Consider the following 21,744-nt stretch of genomic DNA (forward strand, 5'->3'; position numbering starts at 1 on the left):
GCTTTACAAACGCATTGGCATGACAACGTACGCCGCAGCCTGACTGGCGCCATCTTCAATCTGCACGCTGGAGACCGAGTCGGTCAGTAACAGACTAACATCTTCGCACTTGAGCGCATTCAGCACATCGAGTACATAGCTGACGTTGAAGCCGATCTCCATTTCTGCCCCATCGTAGCTAACATCGAGGATCTCTTCCGCTTCTTCCTGTTCAGGGTTATTCGCGGTGATTTTAAGCTGATTTTGACTGACATAGAGCCGAACGCCACGAAACTTCTCGTTGGACAAAATCGCCGCGCGAGCAAAGGCTTGTTTCAGCAAATCACAGCTCGCTTTCAGTGTTTTGTCCGGGTTTTTCGGCAATACACGGCGATAATCAGGGAAACGGCCATCAACCAGCTTGGAGGTGAAAATGAAATCACCCACATGGGCGCGGATATTGTTACTGCCAATTTGCAAACGTAATGGCGTGTCGCCACCATCCAGCAACCTGACCAACTCCATCACGCCTTTACGCGGCACGATAACCGAATGTGACGGTAATGTCTGGCCAATGGGCATCGCACAAACCGCTAACCGGTGACCGTCAGTTGCGACAGTGCGCAGTTCTTCACCCTCAGTCTCAAACAACATGCCGTTCAAGTAATAACGCACATCCTGATGGGCCATTGAGAACTGAGTGGACTCAATCAGACGCTTTAAAGTTGCCTGCGGTAAAGTGAATTCAACTTCACTCTGCCAGTCATCCAAATTCGGGAAGTCTGCGGCTGGTAAGGTAGACAGTGAGAAGCGGCTACGGCCAGAGCGCACCAATAGGCGGTCACCATCAAGTGCGACTGTAATCTCCGCGCCTTCCGGCAAACCACGCCAGATATCAAAAAACTTCCGTGCGGGCACAGTGGTTGCACCCTGCTCATGAGGCTGAGACAGCGCCACGCGCGCCACCATCTCCATTTCAAGATCGGTACCGGTCAGCAGCAAAGAGCCTTCGGTGACTTGCAGCAACAAGTTACCTAAGATTGGCAACGTAGGACGTCCACCCAGCGGGCTACTGACCTGTTGCAGCGGTTTTAGCAGATGCTCACGTTCAATGATAAATTTCATAGCGCTAGGAGGATAATGTTCTGATTAAGTTAGAGAAATCTTCTTTGATGTCGTGACTTTCTTCACGCAATTGTTCAATCTTGCGGCAAGCATGCAACACCGTGGTATGGTCGCGGCCACCAAACGCATCGCCGATTTCAGGCAGGCTGTGGTTGGTTAACTCTTTCGCCAACGCCATCGCCATTTGGCGCGGGCGAGCTACCGAACGGGAACGCCGTTTGGAGAGTAGGTCTGCGACCTTAATTTTATAATATTCTGCGACAGTTTTTTGAATATTATCAATAGTGACCAGTTTTTCCTGCAATGCCAGTAAGTCACGTAGAGCTTCACGAACAAAATCAATGGTGATTGCTCGGCCAGTAAAATTGGCATTGGCGATCACACGATTCAATGCCCCTTCCAGCTCACGCACGTTGGAACGCAGACGCTTGGCAATAAAGAACGCGACCTCACCGGGCAAGCGAATATTATTTTCATCCGCTTTTTTCATCAGAATCGCGACCCGGGTTTCCAGTTCCGGCGGCTCAATCGCCACCGTTAGGCCCCAGCCAAAACGCGATTTCAAACGATCTTCTACCCCATTGATCTCTTTTGGATAGCGATCTGAGGTCAGAATGATCTGCTGATTACCTTCCAGCAAAGCATTAAAGGTGTGGAAAAACTCTTCCTGGGAACGCTCTTTATTGGCAAAGAACTGAATATCATCGATTAATAACGCATCAACCGAACGATAATAGCGCTTAAACTCTTCTATTGCGTTGTTCTGCAAGGCTTTTACCATATCTTGCACAAAACGCTCTGAATGCATATAAACCACTTTGGCATTCGCTTTACGGGCGATAATGCCATTCCCCACGGCATGTAACAGGTGGGTTTTACCCAAACCTGTGCCACCATAGAGGAATAGCGGGTTGTACGCGCCACCCGGATTATCCGCAACCTGACGTGCTGCTGCGCGGGCCAGTTGGTTAGATTTACCTTCAACGAAGTTATCAAATGTGTGTTTCGGGTTCACATTCGAACGGTAAGAATGTTCAGGTTGAGCGGGCGAACTGTCCCAACTCGGGCGTACAGGTGCGCTGCGGGTAACCGGAGCAACAGGCGCGCTAACGTTGGCTGTAACTGGATGACTGTGTGCTGCTCTTACCGCGGGTTTACTCCCGACTTCAAAACGCAGTAAAGGAACCTCGCTGCCACAGAAATCATTAAGCAAGCCATTGATATTGTTTAAGTACTTATCACGGACCCAGTCCAGTACAAAACGATTAGGTGCGTAAAGCGCCAGAGTATTGTCACTCAGTTCCGCCTGTAGGGGGCGTATCCACATACTAAATTCTGTGGCAGGTAACTCATCCTGCAATCGGGCAAGACACTGCTGCCAAAGCGAAAGTGACACGGCGGACTCCACTCGAACAAGATCAATAAAAGAAAGAAATCAGGATTTTTTGTAACTCATCGTTTTTGACACACGCCTATATGGCCTGTAGCAAGCCAAAGTGACATGCGAACCGTTTTTCGGTTGTTTTACGACTAACATCCCCCCAAGATCCTGGAGTAGTGATCCCAGAGTAGTGGATGTGATCGGAATGGCGGATCATAGCGCAAAAGGAGCAATAGATCCTCCCCTTCCTCACAGATTAGATCCTTTTTATCCACAGGCGATAACTTCTGTTGGGAGTGTAACCTAGCGCACAGCTTTTCCTGCCCTTATCGTCCGCGCTCCCGACGCTTTTCGGAATATACTGGAATAACTTTCCCCTTATCCCAACCCTGATCCTCATTAATCTACAAAGGATCTCACCGCGATCCTTGCGATTTATCAGGGAGTCCGTATAATCCTCAGCCCTACGTGTGATGCCTGTTTCTCTTGATGGCCTTGGCCAAAAAGAAACCAGCGGTGAACACGGACAGGCTCTTGGTAAACTCCCATACAGAAAACTTCTGTGCGGGCGTGCGCAATGTCAATTGACTCAGGACTGTACAATTATTACAATCCCGCTTCTTTATATGTTGCGATTGAGGCGTCGGTGTCTTCACTCCGAGCAGCCAAACGCGTTTACTGAATCAGTAATTATTTTAAGTTTAGGTAGAAATCGCTATGAAACGCACTTTCCAACCGTCCGTATTGAAGCGCAACCGTAGCCACGGTTTCCGTGCTCGTATGGCCACCAAAAATGGTCGTCAAGTTCTGGCTCGCCGTCGTGCGAAAAGCCGTACTCGTCTGACTGTTTCTAAGTAATAAAAGCTAACCATCTCAATGGTTAAGCTAGCATTTCCTAGGGAGTTACGTTTGTTAACTCCCAGTCATTTTACGTTCGTCTTCCAGCAGCCACAACGGGCTGGCACGCCGCAAATCACCATCCTCGGCCGCCAGAACGAGCTGGGGCATCCCCGCATCGGTCTTACCGTCGCCAAAAAACATGTCAAACGTGCTCATGAACGTAATCGGATAAAGCGCCTAACCCGCGAAAGCTTCCGGCTGCATCAGCATACGTTACCGTCTATGGATTTTGTCGTTTTGGTGAAAAAAGGTGTGGCTGACCTCGATAACCGTGCGTTGACAGAAGCTTTGGAAAAATTATGGCGTCGCCACTGTCGCCAGGCTCCCGCATCCTGATCGGGCTAATCAGGGGCTATCAGCTCGTGATAAGTCCGTTGCTGGGGCCGCGTTGTCGTTTCCATCCGACATGTTCTCATTACGGAATTGAGGCATTGCGCCGGTTTGGGATGATAAAAGGCAGTTGGTTAACACTGAAACGCGTATTAAAATGCCACCCTTTGAACCCAGGTGGCGATGATCCCGTGCCGCCGAAACCCGACGATAACAGAGAACACTAACGATGGATTCGCAACGCAATCTTCTACTCATCGCTCTGCTGTTCGTGTCTTTCATGATCTGGCAAGCCTGGCAAGTGGACAACAATCCACAACCAGCCGCTCAGACCACGCAACAGACTGCGAATACTGCTACCGGTGATAAAGCAAGCCAGGCTGTGCCAGGCAGTGGTCAGGGCCAACTGATTACTGTAAAAACTGATGTGCTGTCTCTGACCATTAATACCCGTGGTGGTGACATCGAGCAGGCTAACCTGCTGGCTTACCCGGATGCTCTGGGTTCAGATAAAACTTTCGAATTACTGGAAACTACTCCGGCGTTCATTTATCAGGCACAAAGTGGCCTGACAGGTAAAAACGGCCCGGACAATCCAGCTAACGGTGAACGCCCACTATTCGAAGCGCCTCAAACCAGCTTTGTATTAGCTGATGGCCAAGACGAACTGCGTATTCCATTGACCTTCACAGGCAAAGATGGCTCCGTCTTCACCAAGACGTTTGTGCTGAAACGTAACGATTACGCCATTGGCGTGGATTATCACGTTAAAAACGCCTCTGCTGCCCCGCTGGAGCTGACGCTGTTTGGCCAATTAAAGCAAAGCATCAACTTACCTAAACACCGTGATACCGGCAGCAATAACTTCGCGCTGCATACTTATCGTGGTGCGGCTTACTCTTCTGATGAAACTAAATATAAAAAATATAGCTTTAGTGATATCGAAGATAAGAGCCTGGACATCACCACCAAAGGCGGTTGGGTTGCTATGTTGCAGCAGTATTTTGCAACAGCGTGGATTCCAGCAGCTAACGAAACCAACACTTTCTACTCCGCTGACTTGGGTAACGGTCTGGCTGCTATCGGCTTTAAAGGTGCACCAATAGTCATTCAGCCGGGTGAGCAGAAACAACTGGGTGCTACCTTGTGGGTTGGCCCGGAAATTCAGGACAAAATGGCGGCCATCGCGCCACATCTGGACCTGACTGTTGATTATGGTTGGTTATGGTTTATTTCTCAGCCACTGTTCAAACTGTTGAAATTCATCCACAGCTTTGTCGGTAACTGGGGCTTCTCCATCATTGTTATTACCTTTATCGTGCGCGGTATCATGTACCCGCTGACTAAAGCGCAATATACCTCGATGGCGAAAATGCGTTTGCTACAGCCTAAACTGGCTGCCATGCGTGAGCGTATCGGCGACGATAAGCAGCGTATGAGTCAGGAAATGATGGCGCTGTACAAAGCTGAGAAAGTTAACCCACTGGGTGGCTGCTTACCGCTGGTCATTCAGATGCCAATCTTCCTGGCGTTGTACTACATGTTGATGAGTTCCGTTGAGTTGCGCCATGCGCCATTCATCTTGTGGATTCATGACTTGTCAGCACAAGACCCGTACTACATTCTGCCAATTCTGATGGGTATCACCATGTACTTCATTCAGAAGATGTCACCGACTACCGTGACTGACCCGATGCAGCAGAAGATCATGACCTTCATGCCGGTTATCTTCACTGTATTCTTCCTGTGGTTCCCGGCTGGTCTGGTACTGTACTATATTGTCAGTAACCTGGTGACCATCCTGCAGCAACAGTTGATTTATCGTGGTCTGGAAAAACGCGGCTTACACAGCCGTGACAAGAAAAAATAATCCACAGCGATAGTCATAAGTATTAAAGGGCGGTCAATATGACCGCCTTATTCTTTTTATAGAAGCCTGAACACTTTCAGGCTTGTGCAAAAATAATAAGTTAAAGAGAGATATAACCATGAGCACCACTGATACTATCGTGGCACAAGCAACCCCCCCAGGCCGTGGTGGCGTTGGTATTTTACGTGTTTCAGGTCGTGCTGCTACAGTGGTCGCACAGGCGGTTTTAGGTAAATTACCCAAGCCACGCTATGCCGACTATCTGCCATTTAAAGATGTCGATGGCAGCACGCTGGATCAAGGTATCGCTCTTTACTTCCCCGGCCCGAATTCTTTCACTGGCGAGGACGTGCTGGAACTACAAGGTCACGGTGGTCCGGTTATACTGGATTTACTGTTAAAACGTATTCTAGCTCTGTCAGGGATGCGCATTGCCCGCCCGGGTGAGTTCTCTGAGCGCGCATTCTTAAATGACAAGTTGGATTTAGCCCAAGCAGAAGCGATTGCCGACTTGATCGACGCCAGTTCAGAACAAGCTGCGCGTTCGGCGGTAAACTCATTACAAGGCGCATTTTCAGTGCGGATCCACAAATTGGTGGAAGCACTTACTCACTTGCGAATCTATGTCGAAGCTGCGATTGACTTTCCTGATGAGGAAATTGATTTCCTGTCTGATGGAAAAATTGAAGGCCAGTTAAACGGCGTAATGGCAGATCTGGAGCAAGTACGCACTGAAGCCCGGCAAGGCAGTTTATTGCGTGAAGGGATGAAAGTGGTTATTGCTGGCCGCCCAAACGCCGGTAAATCCAGTCTACTCAATGCGTTAGCAGGCCGAGAGGCCGCAATTGTCACTGATATCGCAGGTACCACCCGCGATGTATTGCGGGAACATATTCATATCGATGGGATGCCATTGCATATCATTGATACCGCAGGCCTACGTGAAGCCAGTGACGAAGTTGAACGCATTGGCATCGAACGTGCGTGGAATGAGATAGAACAGGCTGACCGCGTGCTGTTTATGGTGGATGGAACCACCACGGATGCCACTGAACCGGCTGCTATCTGGCCAGAGTTTATGGCGCGGTTACCTGCTACGCTCCCCATCACCGTGGTGCGTAACAAAGCTGACATTACCGGTGAAACCTTGGGTTTAACCGAAGTAAATGGTCACTCACTTATTCGCTTATCAGCGCGTACCGGTGAAGGTATTGATCTGCTGCGCAGCCATCTCAAGCAGAGTATGGGCTTTACCAGCAACACTGAAGGTGGTTTCTTGGCGCGCCGCCGCCATTTACAAGCGCTGGAAACTGCTGCACAGCATTTGGTACAGGGCCATGAACAGTTAGTAAGCGCTTACGCCGGTGAACTACTGGCGGAGGAACTGCGTTTAGCGCAACAGTCATTGAGTGAAATTACCGGCGAATTTAGCTCAGATGACTTACTGGGGCGAATTTTCTCCAGTTTTTGTATCGGAAAATGAGTGTGATGCCATAGAGCTGCAGCAGATTATCGCTAATTTTGATAATCTGGCTCTATGAGTCTGAATCGCCCATCAATCTGAACTGAATATGGCTCGAACACTTAACTTTATTCATAAACTGAGGTATCCATGATTATAAAACCACGTGTACGCGGCTTTATCTGTGTGACTGCACATCCGACGGGCTGCGAAGCCAACGTCAAAAAGCAAATTGACTATGTCACAGCAGAAGGCACAATCGCTAACGGCCCAAAACGAGTATTAGTGATTGGTGCGTCAACTGGATACGGGCTGGCAGCCCGCATTACAGCAGCATTTGGTTGTGGTGCCGATACACTGGGCATTTTCTTTGAGCGTCCGGGCGAAGAAGGCAAACCGGGAACCTCTGGTTGGTACAACAGCGCCGCATTCCACAAATTCGCTGAACAAAAAGGCCTGTACGCAAAGAGTATCAATGGCGATGCTTTCTCTGATGAGATTAAGCGCCTGACCATTGAAACCATCAAACAAGACTTAGGTCAGGTTGATCAGGTTATCTACAGTTTGGCCTCGCCACGTCGTACTCACCCGAAAACCGGTCAAGTGTTTAACTCCACACTGAAACCTATCGGGCATGAAGTTAAATTCCGTAGCCTTGATACTGATAAAGAAGTTATCAAAGAAGCCGTGTTGCAACCGGCCACTCAAGAAGAAATCGACAACACGGTCGCCGTCATGGGCGGCGAAGACTGGCAGATGTGGATTGATGCACTGCTGGAAGCGGGTGTGTTGGCTGAAGGCGCACAAACGACCGCGTTCACCTATCTGGGTGAAAAAATCACTCATGATATCTATTGGAATGGCTCTATTGGCGCGGCCAAGAAGGACTTGGACCAAAAAGTTCTGGCGATCCGCGATAGCTTGTCTGCCCACGGCGGCGGTGATGCCCGTGTTTCTGTGCTGAAAGCAGTTGTGACTCAGGCCAGCTCTGCGATTCCAATGATGCCACTGTATTTATCGCTATTATTCAAAGTGATGAAAGAGAAAGGCACTCATGAGGGCTGTATCGAGCAGGTTTATGCGCTGTATAAAGACAGCTTGTGTGGCAACACGCCGCACTTGGACCAAGATGGCCGCCTACGTGCTGATTACAAAGAACTGGCTCCTGAAGTGCAAAGTCAGGTTAAGCAGTTGTGGGATCAAGTCACCAACGACAATATTGACCAATTGACTGATTTTATCGGCTATAAGACCGAGTTCTTAAATCTGTTTGGTTTCGCGGTTGACGGTGTTGACTATGAAGCCGATGTTAATCCTGATGTGAAAATCCCTAATCTGATTCAGGGCTAATCCAGACAACCCGCTGTGCGCCGTACAGCGGGTTGATTATTCACTCATTAACATCTCCTCTCATGATATTCTCCTGATAGACCCAGATTATTATCCTATATATCGATAATAGATAAGTTAAGTTTATATTCTTCGTTTACGGATCACTCAATAGCCTGCAACCTTGTGAATAAATTCCTCTTTAGAGTCTGAATTAATATTTATTCCACAGGGAAATGATGATGAGAATGCGTTCGCTGGCAATATCCTTATTTAGTTTAATTATTTTAACCTCACTGAATGCCCATAGTGAGGAGAAGAAAATCATTAAGTTAGGATTTAATCCTGGCCCTTATAAAGAGCAATTTGAGAAAGGCGTAGCGCCTTATCTAATAAGTAAAGGCTACAAGATTGAATATAAAGATTTCAATGATGGAATCCAGGTCAATAATGCAGTCAGCACCGGTGAAATTGATGGCAACATCATGCAACACCCGGTTTATCTGCAAGCTATAAATGACCGATTACGCATTGATAACACAGGAATTGTACAAGTCCCTACGCCCCCGATGGGCCTCTATTCTAATAAGCACAATACAGAAGACAAACCCAAAGATGGTGCATGGATTTCAGTCCCGAATCAGCCCTCAAATGAATACCGAGCCGCGCTTTTACTGCAATCTATTGGCTGGATAAAGCTGAAAGAAAAAATTGATCCAGCCACTTTCTCGCAAAAAGACATTGCAGAAAATCCGTATCATTTGGTGATTAAAGAAATGGATAACGCACAGCAAGTCAGAGCATTGCCTGATGTTGACTATGGTGCTATCCAAGGTAACTTTGCTGTTTCTAATGGCATAAAACTCACTTCAGCCCTGCAACTTGAAAAACCTACCGCTCAGTTTGTCAATGTGGTGACCGTTGCCGGTAAGAATAAAGACGCCGAGTTTGCCAAAGATATTATTGCGGGATATCACTCCCCTGAATTTAAAAAATACATTCTGAGTAACGAAAAATACACCGGTTATATGCTGCCTGATTATCTAAACTAATGGAATAACAGATGATTGAGCTTCAGCATATTTCCAAGACGTTTGAGCGTAAAGGTATCAAACTACAGGCTCTTAATGATGTCAATTTAACCGTCGAGGATGGTGATATATTCGGCATCATCGGCTACAGTGGCGCGGGGAAAAGCACCCTATTACGCATGGTTAATTCACTGGAATGCCCAACTGTCGGAAATGTCATTATTGACGGCAAGAACTTGCATGATTTTAGCCATGAGCAACTCCGGTTACTGAAAAAAGATATTGGTATGATATTCCAAAACTTTAATTTATTGGAATCAAAAACCGTTTTTAAAAATGTAGCCATGCCACTTATTTTATTGGGGAAAAATAAGAAATTCATTCAGGAACGTGTTGCGGAGCTGCTAGCTTTTGTCGGGCTGGGAGATAAAAGTCACAGTTTTCCGAATGAGTTATCCGGCGGACAAAAACAGCGGGTGGGAATTGCAAGGGCGCTGGCAACCAACCCCTCTATTTTGCTGTGTGATGAAGCGACATCATCACTCGACCCGCAAACCACGGCTCAAATTTTATTATTACTGAAGAAAATTAATCAGCAATACAATATTACGGTGTTGCTGATTACCCATGAAATGTCAGTCATTCAAAAGATCTGTAATAAAGTGGCGGTCATGGAAAACGGCCAAATTATTGAACAAGGTTCAGTATTAACTGTTTTTGGTCATCCAACCCACCCCACGACGATTAACTTTGTTCGTACCGTCATCAAAGACAGCTTGCCCGAGAGTGTGAAAAAGCTATTGGATAACAGCCATGCAGGTCGTCAATTCCGTCTGGCGTTTATCGGGGCAATAGCCACACAGCCGGTGATTAACCAACTTATCAGGCAATATGATATTGGCGTCAATATTCTGTTTGCCAACATGTCAGAGATACAAGACACCACATTGGGCCATATGGTGCTGCTATTAACCGGCGAGAATCACACCATTGATAGCGCCGTTAATTATCTGGCGGGAACAGGGATTGATATACAGGAAATAAATTGATGATCGAAACCGCAATTACATTAGACCAATTTACCCAGGCGCTACACGACACTCTGGTTATGGTCAGTATTTCATTGGTGATCGGTTCTCTTATTGGTATTCCTTTGGGGATTTTACTGGTGGTGACCCGGCCAGGTGGATTAATTAAGAATAGAACTTTTTATAATATTCTAAATCCTGTTATCAATATCATCCGATCATTGCCATTTATTATTCTGATGGTCGCGATTATCCCGCTCACCCGCCTCATTGTGAACACCACCATAGGAACTCCGGGGGCTATTGTGCCGCTGATTATTTTTATCGCGCCCTATATTGGCCGCTTGGTGGAGAACTCCCTGCTGGACGTTAATCCCGGAATTTTGGAAGCAGCGAAATCGATGGGAGCAACACCGCTACAAGCCATTTGGTATTTCTTACTGCCCGAGGCCCTGTCATCTTTAATATTGGCGCTGACCACCGCTACCATTGGTTTGATTGGCGCGACTGCCATGGCGGGTACCGTCGGCGGCGGCGGGATTGGTGATTTAGCCATTACTTATGGCTACCAGCGCTTTGATACTTTTGTCACAGTCACTACCGCGATTGTATTAATTATCACCGTACAGTTAATCCAATCACTGGGTAATTTATTTGCCAGTAAAATTCGCCGTGAGTGATAAAAAACCCCTTTCGGCTAGCAAAAGGGGTTAATTTTTTTGGCATAACAGCGATATATACCCTAAATAATTCGGGATGAATGAGCGTAGCCAACACACATGCAGCTTGAAGTATGACGGGTATAAAATTAAACCTTAAAGCCGCTAATCACACTTTCCAACTGCACGGTTTGATCCTGCATAGCTTGAGCCGCTGCCGCCACTTGTTCCACCAGCGCCGCATTTTGCTGCGTTGAGTTATCTAGCTGATTAATCGCGAGATTAACCTGCTCAATACCCAAGCTTTGCTCTTGGCTGGATGACATTATTTCATTCATTAATGACGCCACATTGGAAACCCCGCTCATCAGGTCATCCATTGTCGTGCCCGCATCCGCCACCAGGCGAGTACCAATCGTAATATCAGACACCGAGTCTTCAATCAGCTTTTTAATTTCGCGTGCAGAAGTGGCCGAACGCTGCGCCAGATTACGCACTTCAGAGGCCACTACAGCAAAGCCACGCCCCTGCTCACCGGCTCTCGCGGCTTCTACCGCCGCATTCAATGCCAAAATATTAGTTTGGAAAGCAATGCTGTCAATCACACTGATAATATCGACGATTTTCTTCGACGAATGGTTGATTGACCCCATGGTATCCACCACTTTCTTCACCACGGTGCCGCCTTTCACCGCCACTGTGGAAGCATCCATTGCCAATTTGTTGGCATGGCTAGCGTTATCCGCATTTTGTTTCACGGTACTGGTCAGTTCATCCATTGAAGCCGCAGTCTCTTCAATGGAGCTGGCTTGATCTTCAGTACGAGCGGATAAATCCAGATTGCCGCTGGCAATTTGGCGCGATGCCGACGCGATAGCCAAACTGCTTTCGCCGACTTTGCGCATCATTTGCTGCAAATAGTCGATAAAATCGTTGAAACTCTGGTTAATAGCATTGAATTCCGGGCTACTGCTTTGTGGTAAACGCTGGGTTAAATCAGCGCCACCCGCGGATAATGCCGTGATATTCTGCTTCAACACCGCCAGCCGTTTCATAAAGACGCGGATAGAAAACACCAGGAACAACAGCAATAACAACATGATAGGAATCTGTACTAACCCCAGATGCAGTAAAATGCTGTGGCTCTGCTTGACCAATAAACTGGTGGGCAGGTCAGTGACCAAGTACCACGGGCTATTGGCGATGGGGCGGATAAACAGAGTGTGAGAGGTGCCATCGACGTCAAATTCATTTTCCAGTAATTTCTGGTCTTTCATTTGCGGCAATAATCGCAGAGTTTCTGCCGCCATCGGCGAACTGCTGGCAAAATCTGACAGATTTTTTAATTCTGCTTTACCATCCGTCAGGGCGCTGCTCCCCACAATCTTGCCATCAGCTTCGACAATCAGAATGGTGCCATTGACCTTCTGTTCCATCTCTTTAACCAGGCGGTTAAAGAAACCTAAAGTGACGTCAATGGTAGAAACACCATAGATCTCGTCACCTTTATAAATCGCCATTGCGCAGTTGGTTCTTGGTTGCGGGCTGGCATCGTCCTGATAGGCTTTAGCCCAAGCGCAGAAGCCTTTCGGGGCATTTAAGCCATCTTTGTACCAGGGTTGTTCAAAATAATTTTGTGACTCTGGCGAATTCCAGTGGGTATTCACCGTTAATTTATTTTCCCCATTACGGGCAAAGAAAGTGCTGAATTTAATCACCCCTTGCTCGCGTTTATTGGGTAATGGCCAAATCCCACCACCAAAGACATTGCTGTCACCGTATTGATCCACTAACCCCGGCAATAATGAGTCAATGGTATTACTGTCCATGATGGCAACGGCCTGCGTAATACTGCGGGCTTGTGCTTCCACTTTATTCATTTGCGCCGTTATTGCCGTGGCGATTTGGTTAACACTGTTGCCAACAATGGTGCTTTCAGATTGTTTGAGTTGTGGTGTTATAAAAAGCTGAATAACCACCACAGTGATTATCAGTAAAAAAATGAAAAACGCACTAACGAGTAAGGTAAATCGGGCTTGAGTGGTTTTTAGCATTATCGTGTCGCTCAATGTAAGAGAGCTGGATAGCTCCAGATCTATTAACGGCATTTCACGTATAGACTTGATAACAACCAGAAACTATTTTTTCATTTTCTTCCATCGGTCGCAATTTCAATGAAACAAATCCGCAGATGACACTCATTTAAGTTAAATTTTAATGGGTAGCACGTCACTCAAATTTGTCCTACTCTGGAGATGGAACAGCATCATTTATTCACTTATCGGGAGTATGTCATGTCACAGCAACCCCTTAAAATTGTTACCCTATTGGGAAGTCTGCGTAGCGGTTCATACAATGCCATGGTGGCGCGTGCGCTACCTATATTAGCGCCAGCCGGTGTGAGCATCGAAGCATTGCCTGCTATTCGCGACATTCCACTTTATGATGCCGATGTACAACAGGAAGAGGGGTTCCCGACCACGATTGAGGCCATTGCTGAGCAGATTCGTCAGGCCGATGGGGTGATTATCGTGACACCGGAATATAACTACTCAGTCCCAGGTGGGTTGAAAAATGCCATCGACTGGCTATCCCGTTTACCTAACCAACCGCTGGCTAACAAACCAGTGGCGATTCAGACCAGCTCCATGGGGCCAATTGGTGGCGCGCGCTGCCAGTATCATTTGCGCCAAATTTTGGTCTTCCTTGATGCGATGGTAATGAATAAGCCTGAATTTATGGGCGGTGTGATTCAAAGCAAAGTCGATGAACAAACCAAAGAGCTGACGGATCAGGGAACACTGGATTTTCTGGCCAAACAGCTTGCTGCATTTGCCACTTACATTGAGCGTGTTCGGGTGAAATAACCCTCTATGGTTACAGAACCCCCATAGCCTGCGGTATTGGGGGGTTTCTCCGTATCGCGCCCCATGTTATCAATAGCCACTTTATCTTTGCGGATGCTACTCACCCATGGCCGTTAAAATCACTGTCTGGCTTCTCCTGACCCTGATATCCACTCTCTGGCTAGGCTGGTATGGGCTGAATACGCAACAAACCGAGCGAGAAGCCGAGTTTCGCACCATTCATCGCGAACTAAGCCAACAATTGGCCCAGCAGCAGGCAATTTTATTTTTGGCTCTGGAGCCGGCTCAATTGGTGCAATTACAACGCCATTTCCCACAGTTAGTCGCAATCAATCAAACACCGGCAGACCCATCTCAACCCGGTCAACTTACCTTGCATATTCAGGAAGGAGATTACCGGCTGGATAACTCATACAACGGCAGTAGTTTGCAGGTTAATGCCCAGAAATTACTGCAAATAGTGGGCTTACCACCTCATTTTGACAGTTTAGTATTGCGCTATCAGCAGCATCAACTCGCGATTTTGGGCCATTCGGCACCTGAAAGCTTCTGGCAGTGGCAAAAACCGGTGGGCGAAGGGGCGCAATCTTTCACTTTAATAGGCCATTCCACCCCAGTTTGGCGTGATTTACCCTGGTTCACTGCCCTACTGCTTGCGCTGATAACAGCCGCCGCCTTATACAGTTGGCACCGCTGGCAGCAATTGGCTCAGCACCGTTTACATGCTGACCAGCGCGCCAAATTTGCTGACCAAGCCAGGCTCAATGCCATGGGGGAAATCGCCACCGGCATCGCCCATGAATTAAACCAGCCGCTTACCGCGACATTGACCTATAACCAAACCGCCCTACGGCTGTTACCGCCGCAAGATGAGAAAGTCGCTCCATTGCTGGTGGCCTCTGTCGAGCAAATCAAGCGCATTGCTGCTTTGCTCGATCGGCTGAGAACCTTACTCAGCCGTGGGCAGATAAATTTACAGCCGGTCGTGGTGGCTGATATCTGGCGGCGAGTTAATGTGTTATTGAGCCAAGAAATAACTGCGGCGAATGTGAAAATCATCAATATTATTCCCGCCAATCTGCCCACACTCCAAAGTGACCCTTTATGGCTGGAACAGGTTTTTCATAATTTGCTCAGTAATGCCATTCAGGCTATCCAACAAATGCCGGCCCCAACAATCACTTTCACCATAAAATTTACGCCAAAACAATACATTATTCAGATTGAGGATAATGGCCCAGGGCTAAATCATCAGCAATTAGACAACTTATTTAGCCCCTTCTATACCACCCGAGAGAGCGGGCTGGGATTAGGGCTAACCCTGTGTGAAACATTGGTACAGCGTATGGGTGGCGACATAAAAGCGAGAAACAATGAACATGGCGGCGCTTGCTTTATCTTGATTTTTCCTCTGATGACCGGGAGTACACATGACAAAACACATTTATCTGATTGATGATGATGAGGGTGTTCGTGCTGCGTTGTCCGCGTTACTCTCGACCATGGGTTGGGAGGTTAAGGCGTTCAGTAACGGCCAGATATTCCTCGATAATCTGACGGTTACCCAGCCGAGTTGCGTGCTGTTGGATATTCGCATGCCGGGTAAAAGTGGCATGACAATCTTAGAAACCATTCAAGAGCGTGATAGCTCCCTCCCGGTCATCATTATGACGGGGCATGGCAATGTTGAATTGTGTCGCCGGGCCTTTAAAGGCGGGGCGCTGGAATTTTTGACCAAACCAATTGATGCCGATGTATTGATCGAAACCATCAGCATGGCGCTGGATCAACATGAACAGGCACTGATAGCTTATAAGCAGCAGGCAAGCTATCAACAGTTATTCAACCAACTCTCTGCTCGAGAGCGGGAAGTCGCCACCCTGATTATTCAAGGGGAAACCAGTAAACAGGTCGCCCATATCTTGTCGATATCTCCGCGAACCGTCGAGGCCCACCGCGCCAATATCATTACCAAATTAGAGGTCAACTCGCTGGCATCACTTATTCATCACTACTCATATATCCTACCAATAATATACCCAAAGTAATTGGTGTTGCAGGTAGGCAGCAAGTGAGAGACAAATCGGTCGGGAACCGATTTGAACAGCATTTATGCTAGCCCTTAGGGTGAGCCTCAAGAATGAGGCTCATTAATCCCGATGAGCTTACTTATATAAGGTCAACGACAAGTAAGTGATTCGGGTACGCGAACGCAGCTAACACCCCTGCGGCGTCAAGTGCGCCAATAATCCCCAAAGCAATTGGTGTTGCAGGTAGGCAGCCAGTGAACTCATCCCGATGAGCTTACATAAGTAAGTGATTCGGGTACGCGAACGCAGCTAACACCCCTGCGGCGTCAAGTGCGCAGGGGATAGGTAGAAGTACCTAGTAAAACGGGTAGTTAGCCGAATGTTTTTTCACCACTTTTCGCCGTAGGATAGCTTTACTGTGAGGAATTCACTTCGCTAACAATAAGGATTTTATATGATCAAGCCTATTGCCCTGACTTCTGCCTTATTCATCGGCCTGATAACTCAAGCCTCTGCTGCGGGTCTGAATACTGAACGTAATATTTCTTTGGCACTGGCCACTGATGTAGCCAACCGTACCCTCGCCGTTTGCCAAGCTGATGGCTATAACGTCGCGGTCACCGTCGTGGATCGCGCTGGCATCATCAAGACTGTGTTGCGTGCTGATAATGCTGGCCCACATACTGTAAAAGCCAGTGAACAAAAAGCCTTTACCGCGCTGTCGACCAAAACCCCAAGTGGGACAGTTATGGAAAACAGTCAGAAAACACCCGCGGCCAATAACCTGAAAGATATTCCCGGTTTCTTACTCTTAGGTGGCGGTGTACCGGTGAAAGCTGGGGATGAAGTGGTTGGTGCGATTGGTGTTGCTGGTGCGCCCGGCGGGCATCTGGATGCGCAATGTGCCACAAAAGCACTGGAGCAAATTAGCGCTCAATTGAAGTCATAAGATTATAAATACTACGCCCCCACCCTCGGTGTCGAATATGGGGGCGTGTTCAAAATCAGTAACTAATCATAAATTATCAGTGATCAACAAACGCAATTTTCAGCACAAACAGTAGCGCAACCACTACCACGCATGGGCTGATCTCACGCCAGCGACCGGTACCTAACTTCATCAGGCAGTAAGAAATAAAGCCCAGCGCAATCCCTTCAGTAATTGAGAAGCTAAACGGCATCATCACTGCGGTGACAAATGCTGGAACCGCTTCGGTCAAGTCATCCCATTTCACACGGGACAAGCTGGATGTCATCAGCACGCCCACATAAATCAATGCGCCCGCCGCTGCATAGGCAGGTACCATTCCAGCCAGTGGAGAAATAAATATCACCAACAGGAAGAGGATCCCGACCACCACGGCGGTTAAGCCGGTACGGCCACCGACAGAAACCCCGGAGGAGCTTTCAATATAAGCCGTCACTGACGACGTACCAATAAACGCACCGGCAACAGAACTGATACTGTCCACATACAGCGCTTGTTTCATGCGCGGGAACTTCCCTTTATGATCAGTTAAACCGGCTTTATCCGTCACACCAATCAATGTACCGGATGAATCAAACAGGTTAACCAGCATGAAGGAGAATATGATCCCCGCCATACCAATATTCAGCGCACCGGCTAAATCGACCTGCCCAACCACGGAAGTCACACTGGGCGGCATGGAGAAAATGCCAGAGTAATGCACATCACCCAGCGCCCAGCCGATTAACGTCGTCACGACAATCGACACCAGCACCGCAGCATGAATATTGCGTGATGCCAGAATTGCAATGATAAAGAAGCCCAATGCTCCCAACAGGACGCTGTGAGAGGTCAGATTCCCGACCGCGACTAAAGTATCCGGATTGGCGACCACGATGCCGGCATTTTTCAGCCCCATCATGGCAATAAACAGGCCGATACCACTGGTTATCCCCACCCGCAGACTCAGAGGAATGTTAGCTATCATCCAGTAACGGATGCGGAAAATAGTGAGCAAAAGGAAACCGATTGCTCCCCAGAAAATAGCACCCATGCCGACTTGCCATGAAATACCCATCGCGCCAACCACCACAAAAGCGAAGAAAGCATTAAGCCCCATCGCCGGTGCCAGAGCGACCGGTAAGTTAGCCAATAGGCCCATAAAGATACTGCCGAAAGCAGCAATCAGACAGGTGGTGACAAACACAGCCTGCACATCCATCCCCGCAACCCCTAAAATCTGTGGGTTAACGAACACGATATAGACCATGGTCAGGAAGGTGGTGATACCCGCAATCAGCTCAGTACGGGCGGTGGTACCGTGTTGCTTTAGTTTAAAAACACGTTCGAGCAGCCCCTGCTCAGTATCAAGGTTTGGTTTACTCATTTGAGGAGTTCCGCAAAAGGGAGTGACAGTTGTGGATATCCTATAACAAAAAAACAGTTGTTTAGAGCGAGATCACACTCTATTTGGCTATTTTTTATCTGCCGTGTTGCGCAACAAGTGGCTTAACTTTAACCACCCACTATTCAACTTATTGAATTTTATTCAGTTGATATGCGTAATATTGCTAGCAGGGTAATTATGTATCGCATTCTGGGGCAGGATGGTTAAAGTGGAATGAACTTAAAACGGCATAATAAAGGATGGATTGAGTGAACCAGATTGAATGTGTCATGTTCGATTGTGATGGAACCTTGGTCGACAGTGAAGTTCTGTGTTGTCAGGCCTATGTTGTGATGTTTGCCCATTATGATATTCACTTGTCGCTGGAAGAGGTGATTAAGCGTTTTAAGGGCGTGAAACTCAATGAAATCGTCGCGTTGGTGAGTAAAGAAAACGGCCTGGATGAGCCAATAGAAAAGCTGGAGAAACTCTATCGCGATGAAGTTGCTCGCTTATTTGATGCTGAGTTACAACCTATCGCCGGCGTAAAAACATTGCTAGAGCAAATAACATTGCCGATTTGCGTGGTGTCCAATGGGCCGGTGAGTAAAATGCAGCACTCTCTGGGCTTGACCGACTTACTGCCTTTCTTTGAAGAAAGGCTCTATAGCGGCTACGACATCCAACGTTGGAAGCCTGATCCCGCGTTGATTTATCATGCCGCAGAAGAGATGAAGGTCGCGGCCGAGCGCTGTATTTTGATTGAAGACTCAGCAGCCGGTACCCATGCCGGAATAGCGGCCGGGATACCGGTATATTATTACTGCGCCGATCCACATAATCAGCCGATTCACCACCCATTAGTCACCATGTTTGATGATATGCGGCAACTACCCGATTTATGGCGCGCCAGAGGCTGGCAGATAACCCGCACTTAACTTACTGGTAATACAGATTTATTTCGCCACCAGCGCCATGAACGGTTAATGGCGCTTTGCTTATTAATGGCATGTTGGGAGCTAAAACGGCGGTTAAGGCCATTTGCCAGTAAGTCCAGTGCCAAACATAAAACGAAATAGACCAATGCCACGAACAGGAATACTTCCATCGGGTAAACCATACTGCGGTTATTAACTTGAGTGGCCAAAAACGTCAGTTCATTGACCCCGACGATATAAGCCAGCGAGGTATCCTTAATCAAAGAAATCCATTGATTAATAAATGATGGCACCATCATGCGCAAGGCTTGCGGCAAAACCACAAACCACAAAACTTGCCAACGATTGAAGCCCAATGACAAACCCGCTTGCCACTGCCCCGCCCCGATCGCCACAATTCCCGCTTTCACCGCATGAGCCAGATAGGCTGAAGCAATCAGTGCCAACGCGCATACCACAGTAGTGATTTCGGGGATATCCACACCAAATACGATCGGCAGTAGAAAATACGTCCAAAAAATCAACATAATCACGGGAATAGCGCGGAAAAAACCTAAAAATGCAGCTAATATTCCCGCCCAGGCACCGCGGGACATCGCCAGCACCACACCCAACACGGTGCCTAAAATAGCCGAAGCCACGCCAGCTAACAGGCTGATCAACAAGGTTAATGCAGCTCCGCCTAACGGCCCATCAGGAAATGTTCCCCATAACAGATAAGTCCAGTTATCGGCAATAATCGTAAAATCCATCTCAGTGCCCCTTAACGATGGTTCGCTGCTGACGCCACATGCCCCAGGCCTCAATCAACGCAATAATCGCGATATACAACACCGTTGCCACACCAAAAGCCTGGAATGTCCGCAAAGTTTCCGTTTCAACCTGGCGGGAAGCATAAGAAAGCTCGGCCACACCAATAGCCATCGCTAATGATGAGTTTTTAATAATATTCATATATTGGCCGAGTAACGGCGGCATAGCGATTTTCAACGCCTGCGGCAACACAACATGGCGCATAGACTGCCAACCCGTCAGCCCCAATGCATGGGCAGCATATTTTTGTCCCTTGGCAACCCCGCTGATCCCCGAGCGCAACTCTTCCGCAATAAATGCCGTGGAATAGAAGGTCAAGCCGATGAAACCGGCCAAAAACTCAAAAGAAGGCCAGCCGAGAGTGAGTCCAAAAACCGTGATTTCATGGGGAGTATTAAGCCAAGGTATCCAGGATGCGGGCAGAAATTGACTGGCAGCAAAATACCAAAAGAACAACTGGATAAGCAGCGGCGTATTACGAAATAGCATGCTGTAACCAATCGCAAACCATTGCAACGCTTTGAGTTCGCTGTCTCTGGCGGCGGCCAGTAAAAAACCCAATAGCGTAGAAGCCACCACTGTGCAGGCAGAAATCCACAACGTCAGCAGAAAACCATTCCATAACCAGCCGAGATATTGCGGAGCCAGCAACCAGTCAGTGAGGTGATGTAGATTCATATTTCCTTAAACCCGTATCTGCATGAAAGCAAATAGCCCTGCATCACAACAATGCAGGGCTTTTGGTGTTCTCAATTGACTATTGAATCATGCTTTAGGCTGTTGATCCAATGGTGCAAATTTGAAATCGCCACGGGGTTGAGCTGCTTTGGTTTCAGGCCCGAACCAGCGGTCATAAATTTTCGCTGCTTCGCCATCTTTTTCCAGTTTAACCAGTGTCTCGTTCACTTGAGTAGTTAAGCGATCTTCCCCTTTAGGAATACCAACGCCTTGATATTCTTTAGTAATACTGAATGGTGAGATTTCAAAATCTGCTTTTTGTGCCACAGAAAGGTTGCCCAACAACCCAACTAATTTTGCATCATCCTGAGTGATAGCTTGAACATTACCATTGCGCAGAGCGGTAAATGCCACCGGAGTATCATCATAGGAAATGACTTTCGCCGTTGGATAACGGTCACGTAAGGTTATTTCCTGTACCGTGCCTTTATCCGCACCGATACGCAACCCAGCGATGTCTTCTGGCGTTTTCAGCACACCTTTATGGGCAATAAATTTCTGACCCGTCGCAAAGTACGGCAAGCTGAAGTTCACTTCTTTGGCGCGGTCATCCGTAATAGTGAAGTTGGCAGCAATCAAATCCACTTTTTTAGAGGCCAGTAACGGAATACGGTTAGCTGGGTTAGTTGCCCGCAGTTCAACTTTTACACCTAAATCTTTCGCGATTGCATTCGCCACATCGACATCATATCCCACCAGTTTTTTAGTCTGTGGGTCGATATAACCAAATGGTGGGTTGCTATCGAAAACAGCAATCCGCACCACACCAGCCTGTTTAATATCATCCAGCTTATCTGCGTGAGCAGCACCAGAAAGTGTGGCCAGACCGGCTAACAGCGTGAGTGCCAGAACGCTTTTTTTGGTGGTTAGAGATTGCTTCATTGAAAGCTCCTAAGATGATTGAGATGTT

At 47.7% G+C, this 21,744-nt stretch carries 21 protein-coding genes; 14 read left to right on the forward strand and 7 right to left on the reverse strand.

All coding sequences use genetic code 11. From position 1 onward, the window contains the following. Window positions 1-3: 3 nt before the first annotated feature. Together dnaN and dnaA are read right to left on the reverse strand one after the other, a co-directional pair. Window positions 4-1,104, reverse strand: a complete 1,101-nt coding sequence (gene dnaN / locus DXZ79_RS20345; protein ID WP_038637668.1) for a DNA polymerase III subunit beta — start codon at window positions 1,102-1,104, stop codon at window positions 4-6. 4 nt (window positions 1,105-1,108) lie between these two features. Then, entirely contained in the window at window positions 1,109-2,500 is a 1,392-nt protein-coding gene (gene dnaA, locus DXZ79_RS20350; RefSeq protein ID WP_038637671.1) for a chromosomal replication initiator protein DnaA, read from the reverse strand. A gap of 702 nt (window positions 2,501-3,202) precedes the next feature. Between dnaA and rpmH the strand changes: the two genes are divergently transcribed. The 9 genes from rpmH to DXZ79_RS20400 all read left to right on the forward strand — a co-directional run bounded on the left by rpmH (window position 3,203) and on the right by DXZ79_RS20400 (window position 11,115). After that, a complete protein-coding gene (gene rpmH, locus DXZ79_RS20360; protein ID WP_004393543.1) occupies window positions 3,203-3,343 on the forward strand; it encodes a 50S ribosomal protein L34 in 141 nt (46 codons plus the stop codon). An 18-nt stretch (window positions 3,344-3,361) separates the two neighbouring features. Next, window positions 3,362-3,721, forward strand: coding sequence for a ribonuclease P protein component (gene rnpA, locus DXZ79_RS20365; protein WP_038637673.1), 360 nt, complete (start codon window positions 3,362-3,364; stop codon window positions 3,719-3,721). After that, on the forward strand, window positions 3,685-3,942 hold the full coding sequence (gene yidD, locus DXZ79_RS20370; protein WP_032906726.1) for a membrane protein insertion efficiency factor YidD: 258 nt from the start codon (window positions 3,685-3,687) through the stop codon (window positions 3,940-3,942). Before rnpA ends, yidD begins: the two co-directional genes overlap by 37 nt. A 2-nt stretch (window positions 3,943-3,944) precedes the next feature. Then, on the forward strand, window positions 3,945-5,585 hold the full coding sequence (gene yidC, locus DXZ79_RS20375; RefSeq protein WP_038637676.1) for a membrane protein insertase YidC: 1,641 nt from the start codon (window positions 3,945-3,947) through the stop codon (window positions 5,583-5,585). Between the two features lie 118 nt (window positions 5,586-5,703). Then, entirely contained in the window at window positions 5,704-7,068 is a 1,365-nt protein-coding gene (mnmE, locus tag DXZ79_RS20380) for a tRNA uridine-5-carboxymethylaminomethyl(34) synthesis GTPase MnmE (RefSeq protein ID WP_050291903.1), read from the forward strand. A gap of 129 nt (window positions 7,069-7,197) precedes the next feature. Beyond that, complete coding sequence (gene fabV / locus DXZ79_RS20385) at window positions 7,198-8,397, forward strand: enoyl-ACP reductase FabV (protein WP_038637685.1); 1,200 nt, start codon at window positions 7,198-7,200, stop codon at window positions 8,395-8,397. A 221-nt stretch (window positions 8,398-8,618) separates the two neighbouring features. After that, window positions 8,619-9,428: a MetQ/NlpA family ABC transporter substrate-binding protein gene (locus tag DXZ79_RS20390; RefSeq protein ID WP_038637688.1), complete on the forward strand. Its 810-nt coding sequence runs from the start codon at window positions 8,619-8,621 to the stop codon at window positions 9,426-9,428. A gap of 11 nt (window positions 9,429-9,439) precedes the next feature. Then, window positions 9,440-10,456 carry a methionine ABC transporter ATP-binding protein gene (locus DXZ79_RS20395; protein ID WP_038637691.1) on the forward strand — a complete coding sequence of 339 codons (1,017 nt, stop codon included), beginning with the start codon at window positions 9,440-9,442 and terminating at the stop codon, window positions 10,454-10,456. Then, entirely contained in the window at window positions 10,456-11,115 is a 660-nt protein-coding gene (locus tag DXZ79_RS20400) for a methionine ABC transporter permease (RefSeq protein WP_038637694.1), read from the forward strand. Before DXZ79_RS20395 ends, DXZ79_RS20400 begins: the two co-directional genes overlap by 1 nt. 128 nt (window positions 11,116-11,243) lie before the next feature. On the opposite strand, the gene DXZ79_RS20405 is transcribed toward DXZ79_RS20400, so the two are convergent. Next, on the reverse strand, window positions 11,244-13,148 hold the full coding sequence (locus tag DXZ79_RS20405; RefSeq protein ID WP_038637696.1) for a methyl-accepting chemotaxis protein: 1,905 nt from the start codon (window positions 13,146-13,148) through the stop codon (window positions 11,244-11,246). Between the two features lie 240 nt (window positions 13,149-13,388). Here DXZ79_RS20405 and DXZ79_RS20410 point away from each other — a divergent pair, with 240 nt between their 5' ends. The 4 genes from DXZ79_RS20410 (at window position 13,389) to DXZ79_RS20425 (ending at window position 16,940) form a co-directional block, all read left to right on the forward strand. After that, entirely contained in the window at window positions 13,389-13,961 is a 573-nt protein-coding gene (locus DXZ79_RS20410) for an NADPH-dependent FMN reductase (protein ID WP_038639953.1), read from the forward strand. Between the two features lie 106 nt (window positions 13,962-14,067). After that, window positions 14,068-15,417, forward strand: coding sequence for a sensor histidine kinase (locus DXZ79_RS20415; RefSeq protein WP_038637700.1), 1,350 nt, complete (start codon window positions 14,068-14,070; stop codon window positions 15,415-15,417). Continuing rightward, window positions 15,392-16,009, forward strand: a complete 618-nt coding sequence (locus DXZ79_RS20420; RefSeq protein WP_038637703.1) for a response regulator transcription factor — start codon at window positions 15,392-15,394, stop codon at window positions 16,007-16,009. Before DXZ79_RS20415 ends, DXZ79_RS20420 begins: the two co-directional genes overlap by 26 nt. 436 nt (window positions 16,010-16,445) lie before the next feature. Continuing rightward, window positions 16,446-16,940, forward strand: a complete 495-nt coding sequence (locus DXZ79_RS20425) for a GlcG/HbpS family heme-binding protein (RefSeq protein WP_038637706.1) — start codon at window positions 16,446-16,448, stop codon at window positions 16,938-16,940. A gap of 76 nt (window positions 16,941-17,016) precedes the next feature. On the opposite strand, the gene DXZ79_RS20430 is transcribed toward DXZ79_RS20425, so the two are convergent. Further along, window positions 17,017-18,345: an NCS2 family permease gene (locus DXZ79_RS20430; RefSeq protein WP_038637709.1), complete on the reverse strand. Its 1,329-nt coding sequence runs from the start codon at window positions 18,343-18,345 to the stop codon at window positions 17,017-17,019. A gap of 269 nt (window positions 18,346-18,614) precedes the next feature. Between DXZ79_RS20430 and yieH the strand changes: the two genes are divergently transcribed. Beyond that, window positions 18,615-19,283, forward strand: coding sequence for a 6-phosphogluconate phosphatase (yieH, locus tag DXZ79_RS20435; protein ID WP_038637711.1), 669 nt, complete (start codon window positions 18,615-18,617; stop codon window positions 19,281-19,283). Here the strand turns inward: yieH and DXZ79_RS20440 are convergent. From DXZ79_RS20440 to DXZ79_RS20450, 3 genes are all read right to left on the reverse strand, one after another. Next, window positions 19,280-20,035, reverse strand: a complete 756-nt coding sequence (locus DXZ79_RS20440) for an amino acid ABC transporter permease (protein ID WP_038637714.1) — start codon at window positions 20,033-20,035, stop codon at window positions 19,280-19,282. The two genes, yieH and DXZ79_RS20440, sit on opposite strands and share 4 nt — an antisense overlap. 1 nt (window position 20,036) lies before the next feature. Beyond that, a complete protein-coding gene (locus tag DXZ79_RS20445) occupies window positions 20,037-20,774 on the reverse strand; it encodes an amino acid ABC transporter permease (protein ID WP_038637717.1) in 738 nt (245 codons plus the stop codon). A gap of 87 nt (window positions 20,775-20,861) precedes the next feature. After that, window positions 20,862-21,716: an ABC transporter substrate-binding protein gene (locus DXZ79_RS20450; protein ID WP_038637721.1), complete on the reverse strand. Its 855-nt coding sequence runs from the start codon at window positions 21,714-21,716 to the stop codon at window positions 20,862-20,864. Window positions 21,717-21,744 lie beyond the last annotated feature (28 nt).

Source organism: Yersinia rochesterensis (assembly GCF_003600645.1).
Taxonomy (GTDB): Bacteria; Pseudomonadota; Gammaproteobacteria; order Enterobacterales; family Enterobacteriaceae; genus Yersinia; species Yersinia rochesterensis.

Excerpts from the sequence above, each read along its gene's own strand:
- dnaN (WP_038637668.1), bottom strand. The coding sequence starts at position 1,104 with ATGAAATTTATCATTGAACGTGAGCATCTGCTAAAACCGCTGCAACAG.
- rpmH (WP_004393543.1), top strand. The coding sequence starts at position 3,203 with ATGAAACGCACTTTCCAACCGTCCGTATTGAAGCGCAACCGTAGCCAC.
- rnpA (WP_038637673.1), top strand. The coding sequence starts at position 3,362 with ATGGTTAAGCTAGCATTTCCTAGGGAGTTACGTTTGTTAACTCCCAGT.
- yidD (WP_032906726.1), top strand. The coding sequence starts at position 3,685 with ATGGCGTCGCCACTGTCGCCAGGCTCCCGCATCCTGATCGGGCTAATC.
- yidC (WP_038637676.1), top strand. The coding sequence starts at position 3,945 with ATGGATTCGCAACGCAATCTTCTACTCATCGCTCTGCTGTTCGTGTCT.
- mnmE (WP_050291903.1), top strand. The coding sequence starts at position 5,704 with ATGAGCACCACTGATACTATCGTGGCACAAGCAACCCCCCCAGGCCGT.
- fabV (WP_038637685.1), top strand. The coding sequence starts at position 7,198 with ATGATTATAAAACCACGTGTACGCGGCTTTATCTGTGTGACTGCACAT.
- DXZ79_RS20390 (WP_038637688.1), top strand. The coding sequence starts at position 8,619 with ATGAGAATGCGTTCGCTGGCAATATCCTTATTTAGTTTAATTATTTTA.
- DXZ79_RS20395 (WP_038637691.1), top strand. The coding sequence starts at position 9,440 with ATGATTGAGCTTCAGCATATTTCCAAGACGTTTGAGCGTAAAGGTATC.
- DXZ79_RS20400 (WP_038637694.1), top strand. The coding sequence starts at position 10,456 with ATGATCGAAACCGCAATTACATTAGACCAATTTACCCAGGCGCTACAC.
- DXZ79_RS20405 (WP_038637696.1), bottom strand. The coding sequence starts at position 13,148 with ATGCTAAAAACCACTCAAGCCCGATTTACCTTACTCGTTAGTGCGTTT.
- DXZ79_RS20410 (WP_038639953.1), top strand. The coding sequence starts at position 13,389 with ATGTCACAGCAACCCCTTAAAATTGTTACCCTATTGGGAAGTCTGCGT.
- DXZ79_RS20415 (WP_038637700.1), top strand. The coding sequence starts at position 14,068 with ATGGCCGTTAAAATCACTGTCTGGCTTCTCCTGACCCTGATATCCACT.
- DXZ79_RS20420 (WP_038637703.1), top strand. The coding sequence starts at position 15,392 with ATGACAAAACACATTTATCTGATTGATGATGATGAGGGTGTTCGTGCT.
- DXZ79_RS20425 (WP_038637706.1), top strand. The coding sequence starts at position 16,446 with ATGATCAAGCCTATTGCCCTGACTTCTGCCTTATTCATCGGCCTGATA.
- DXZ79_RS20430 (WP_038637709.1), bottom strand. The coding sequence starts at position 18,345 with ATGAGTAAACCAAACCTTGATACTGAGCAGGGGCTGCTCGAACGTGTT.
- DXZ79_RS20440 (WP_038637714.1), bottom strand. The coding sequence starts at position 20,035 with ATGGATTTTACGATTATTGCCGATAACTGGACTTATCTGTTATGGGGA.
- DXZ79_RS20445 (WP_038637717.1), bottom strand. The coding sequence starts at position 20,774 with ATGAATCTACATCACCTCACTGACTGGTTGCTGGCTCCGCAATATCTC.
- DXZ79_RS20450 (WP_038637721.1), bottom strand. The coding sequence starts at position 21,716 with ATGAAGCAATCTCTAACCACCAAAAAAAGCGTTCTGGCACTCACGCTG.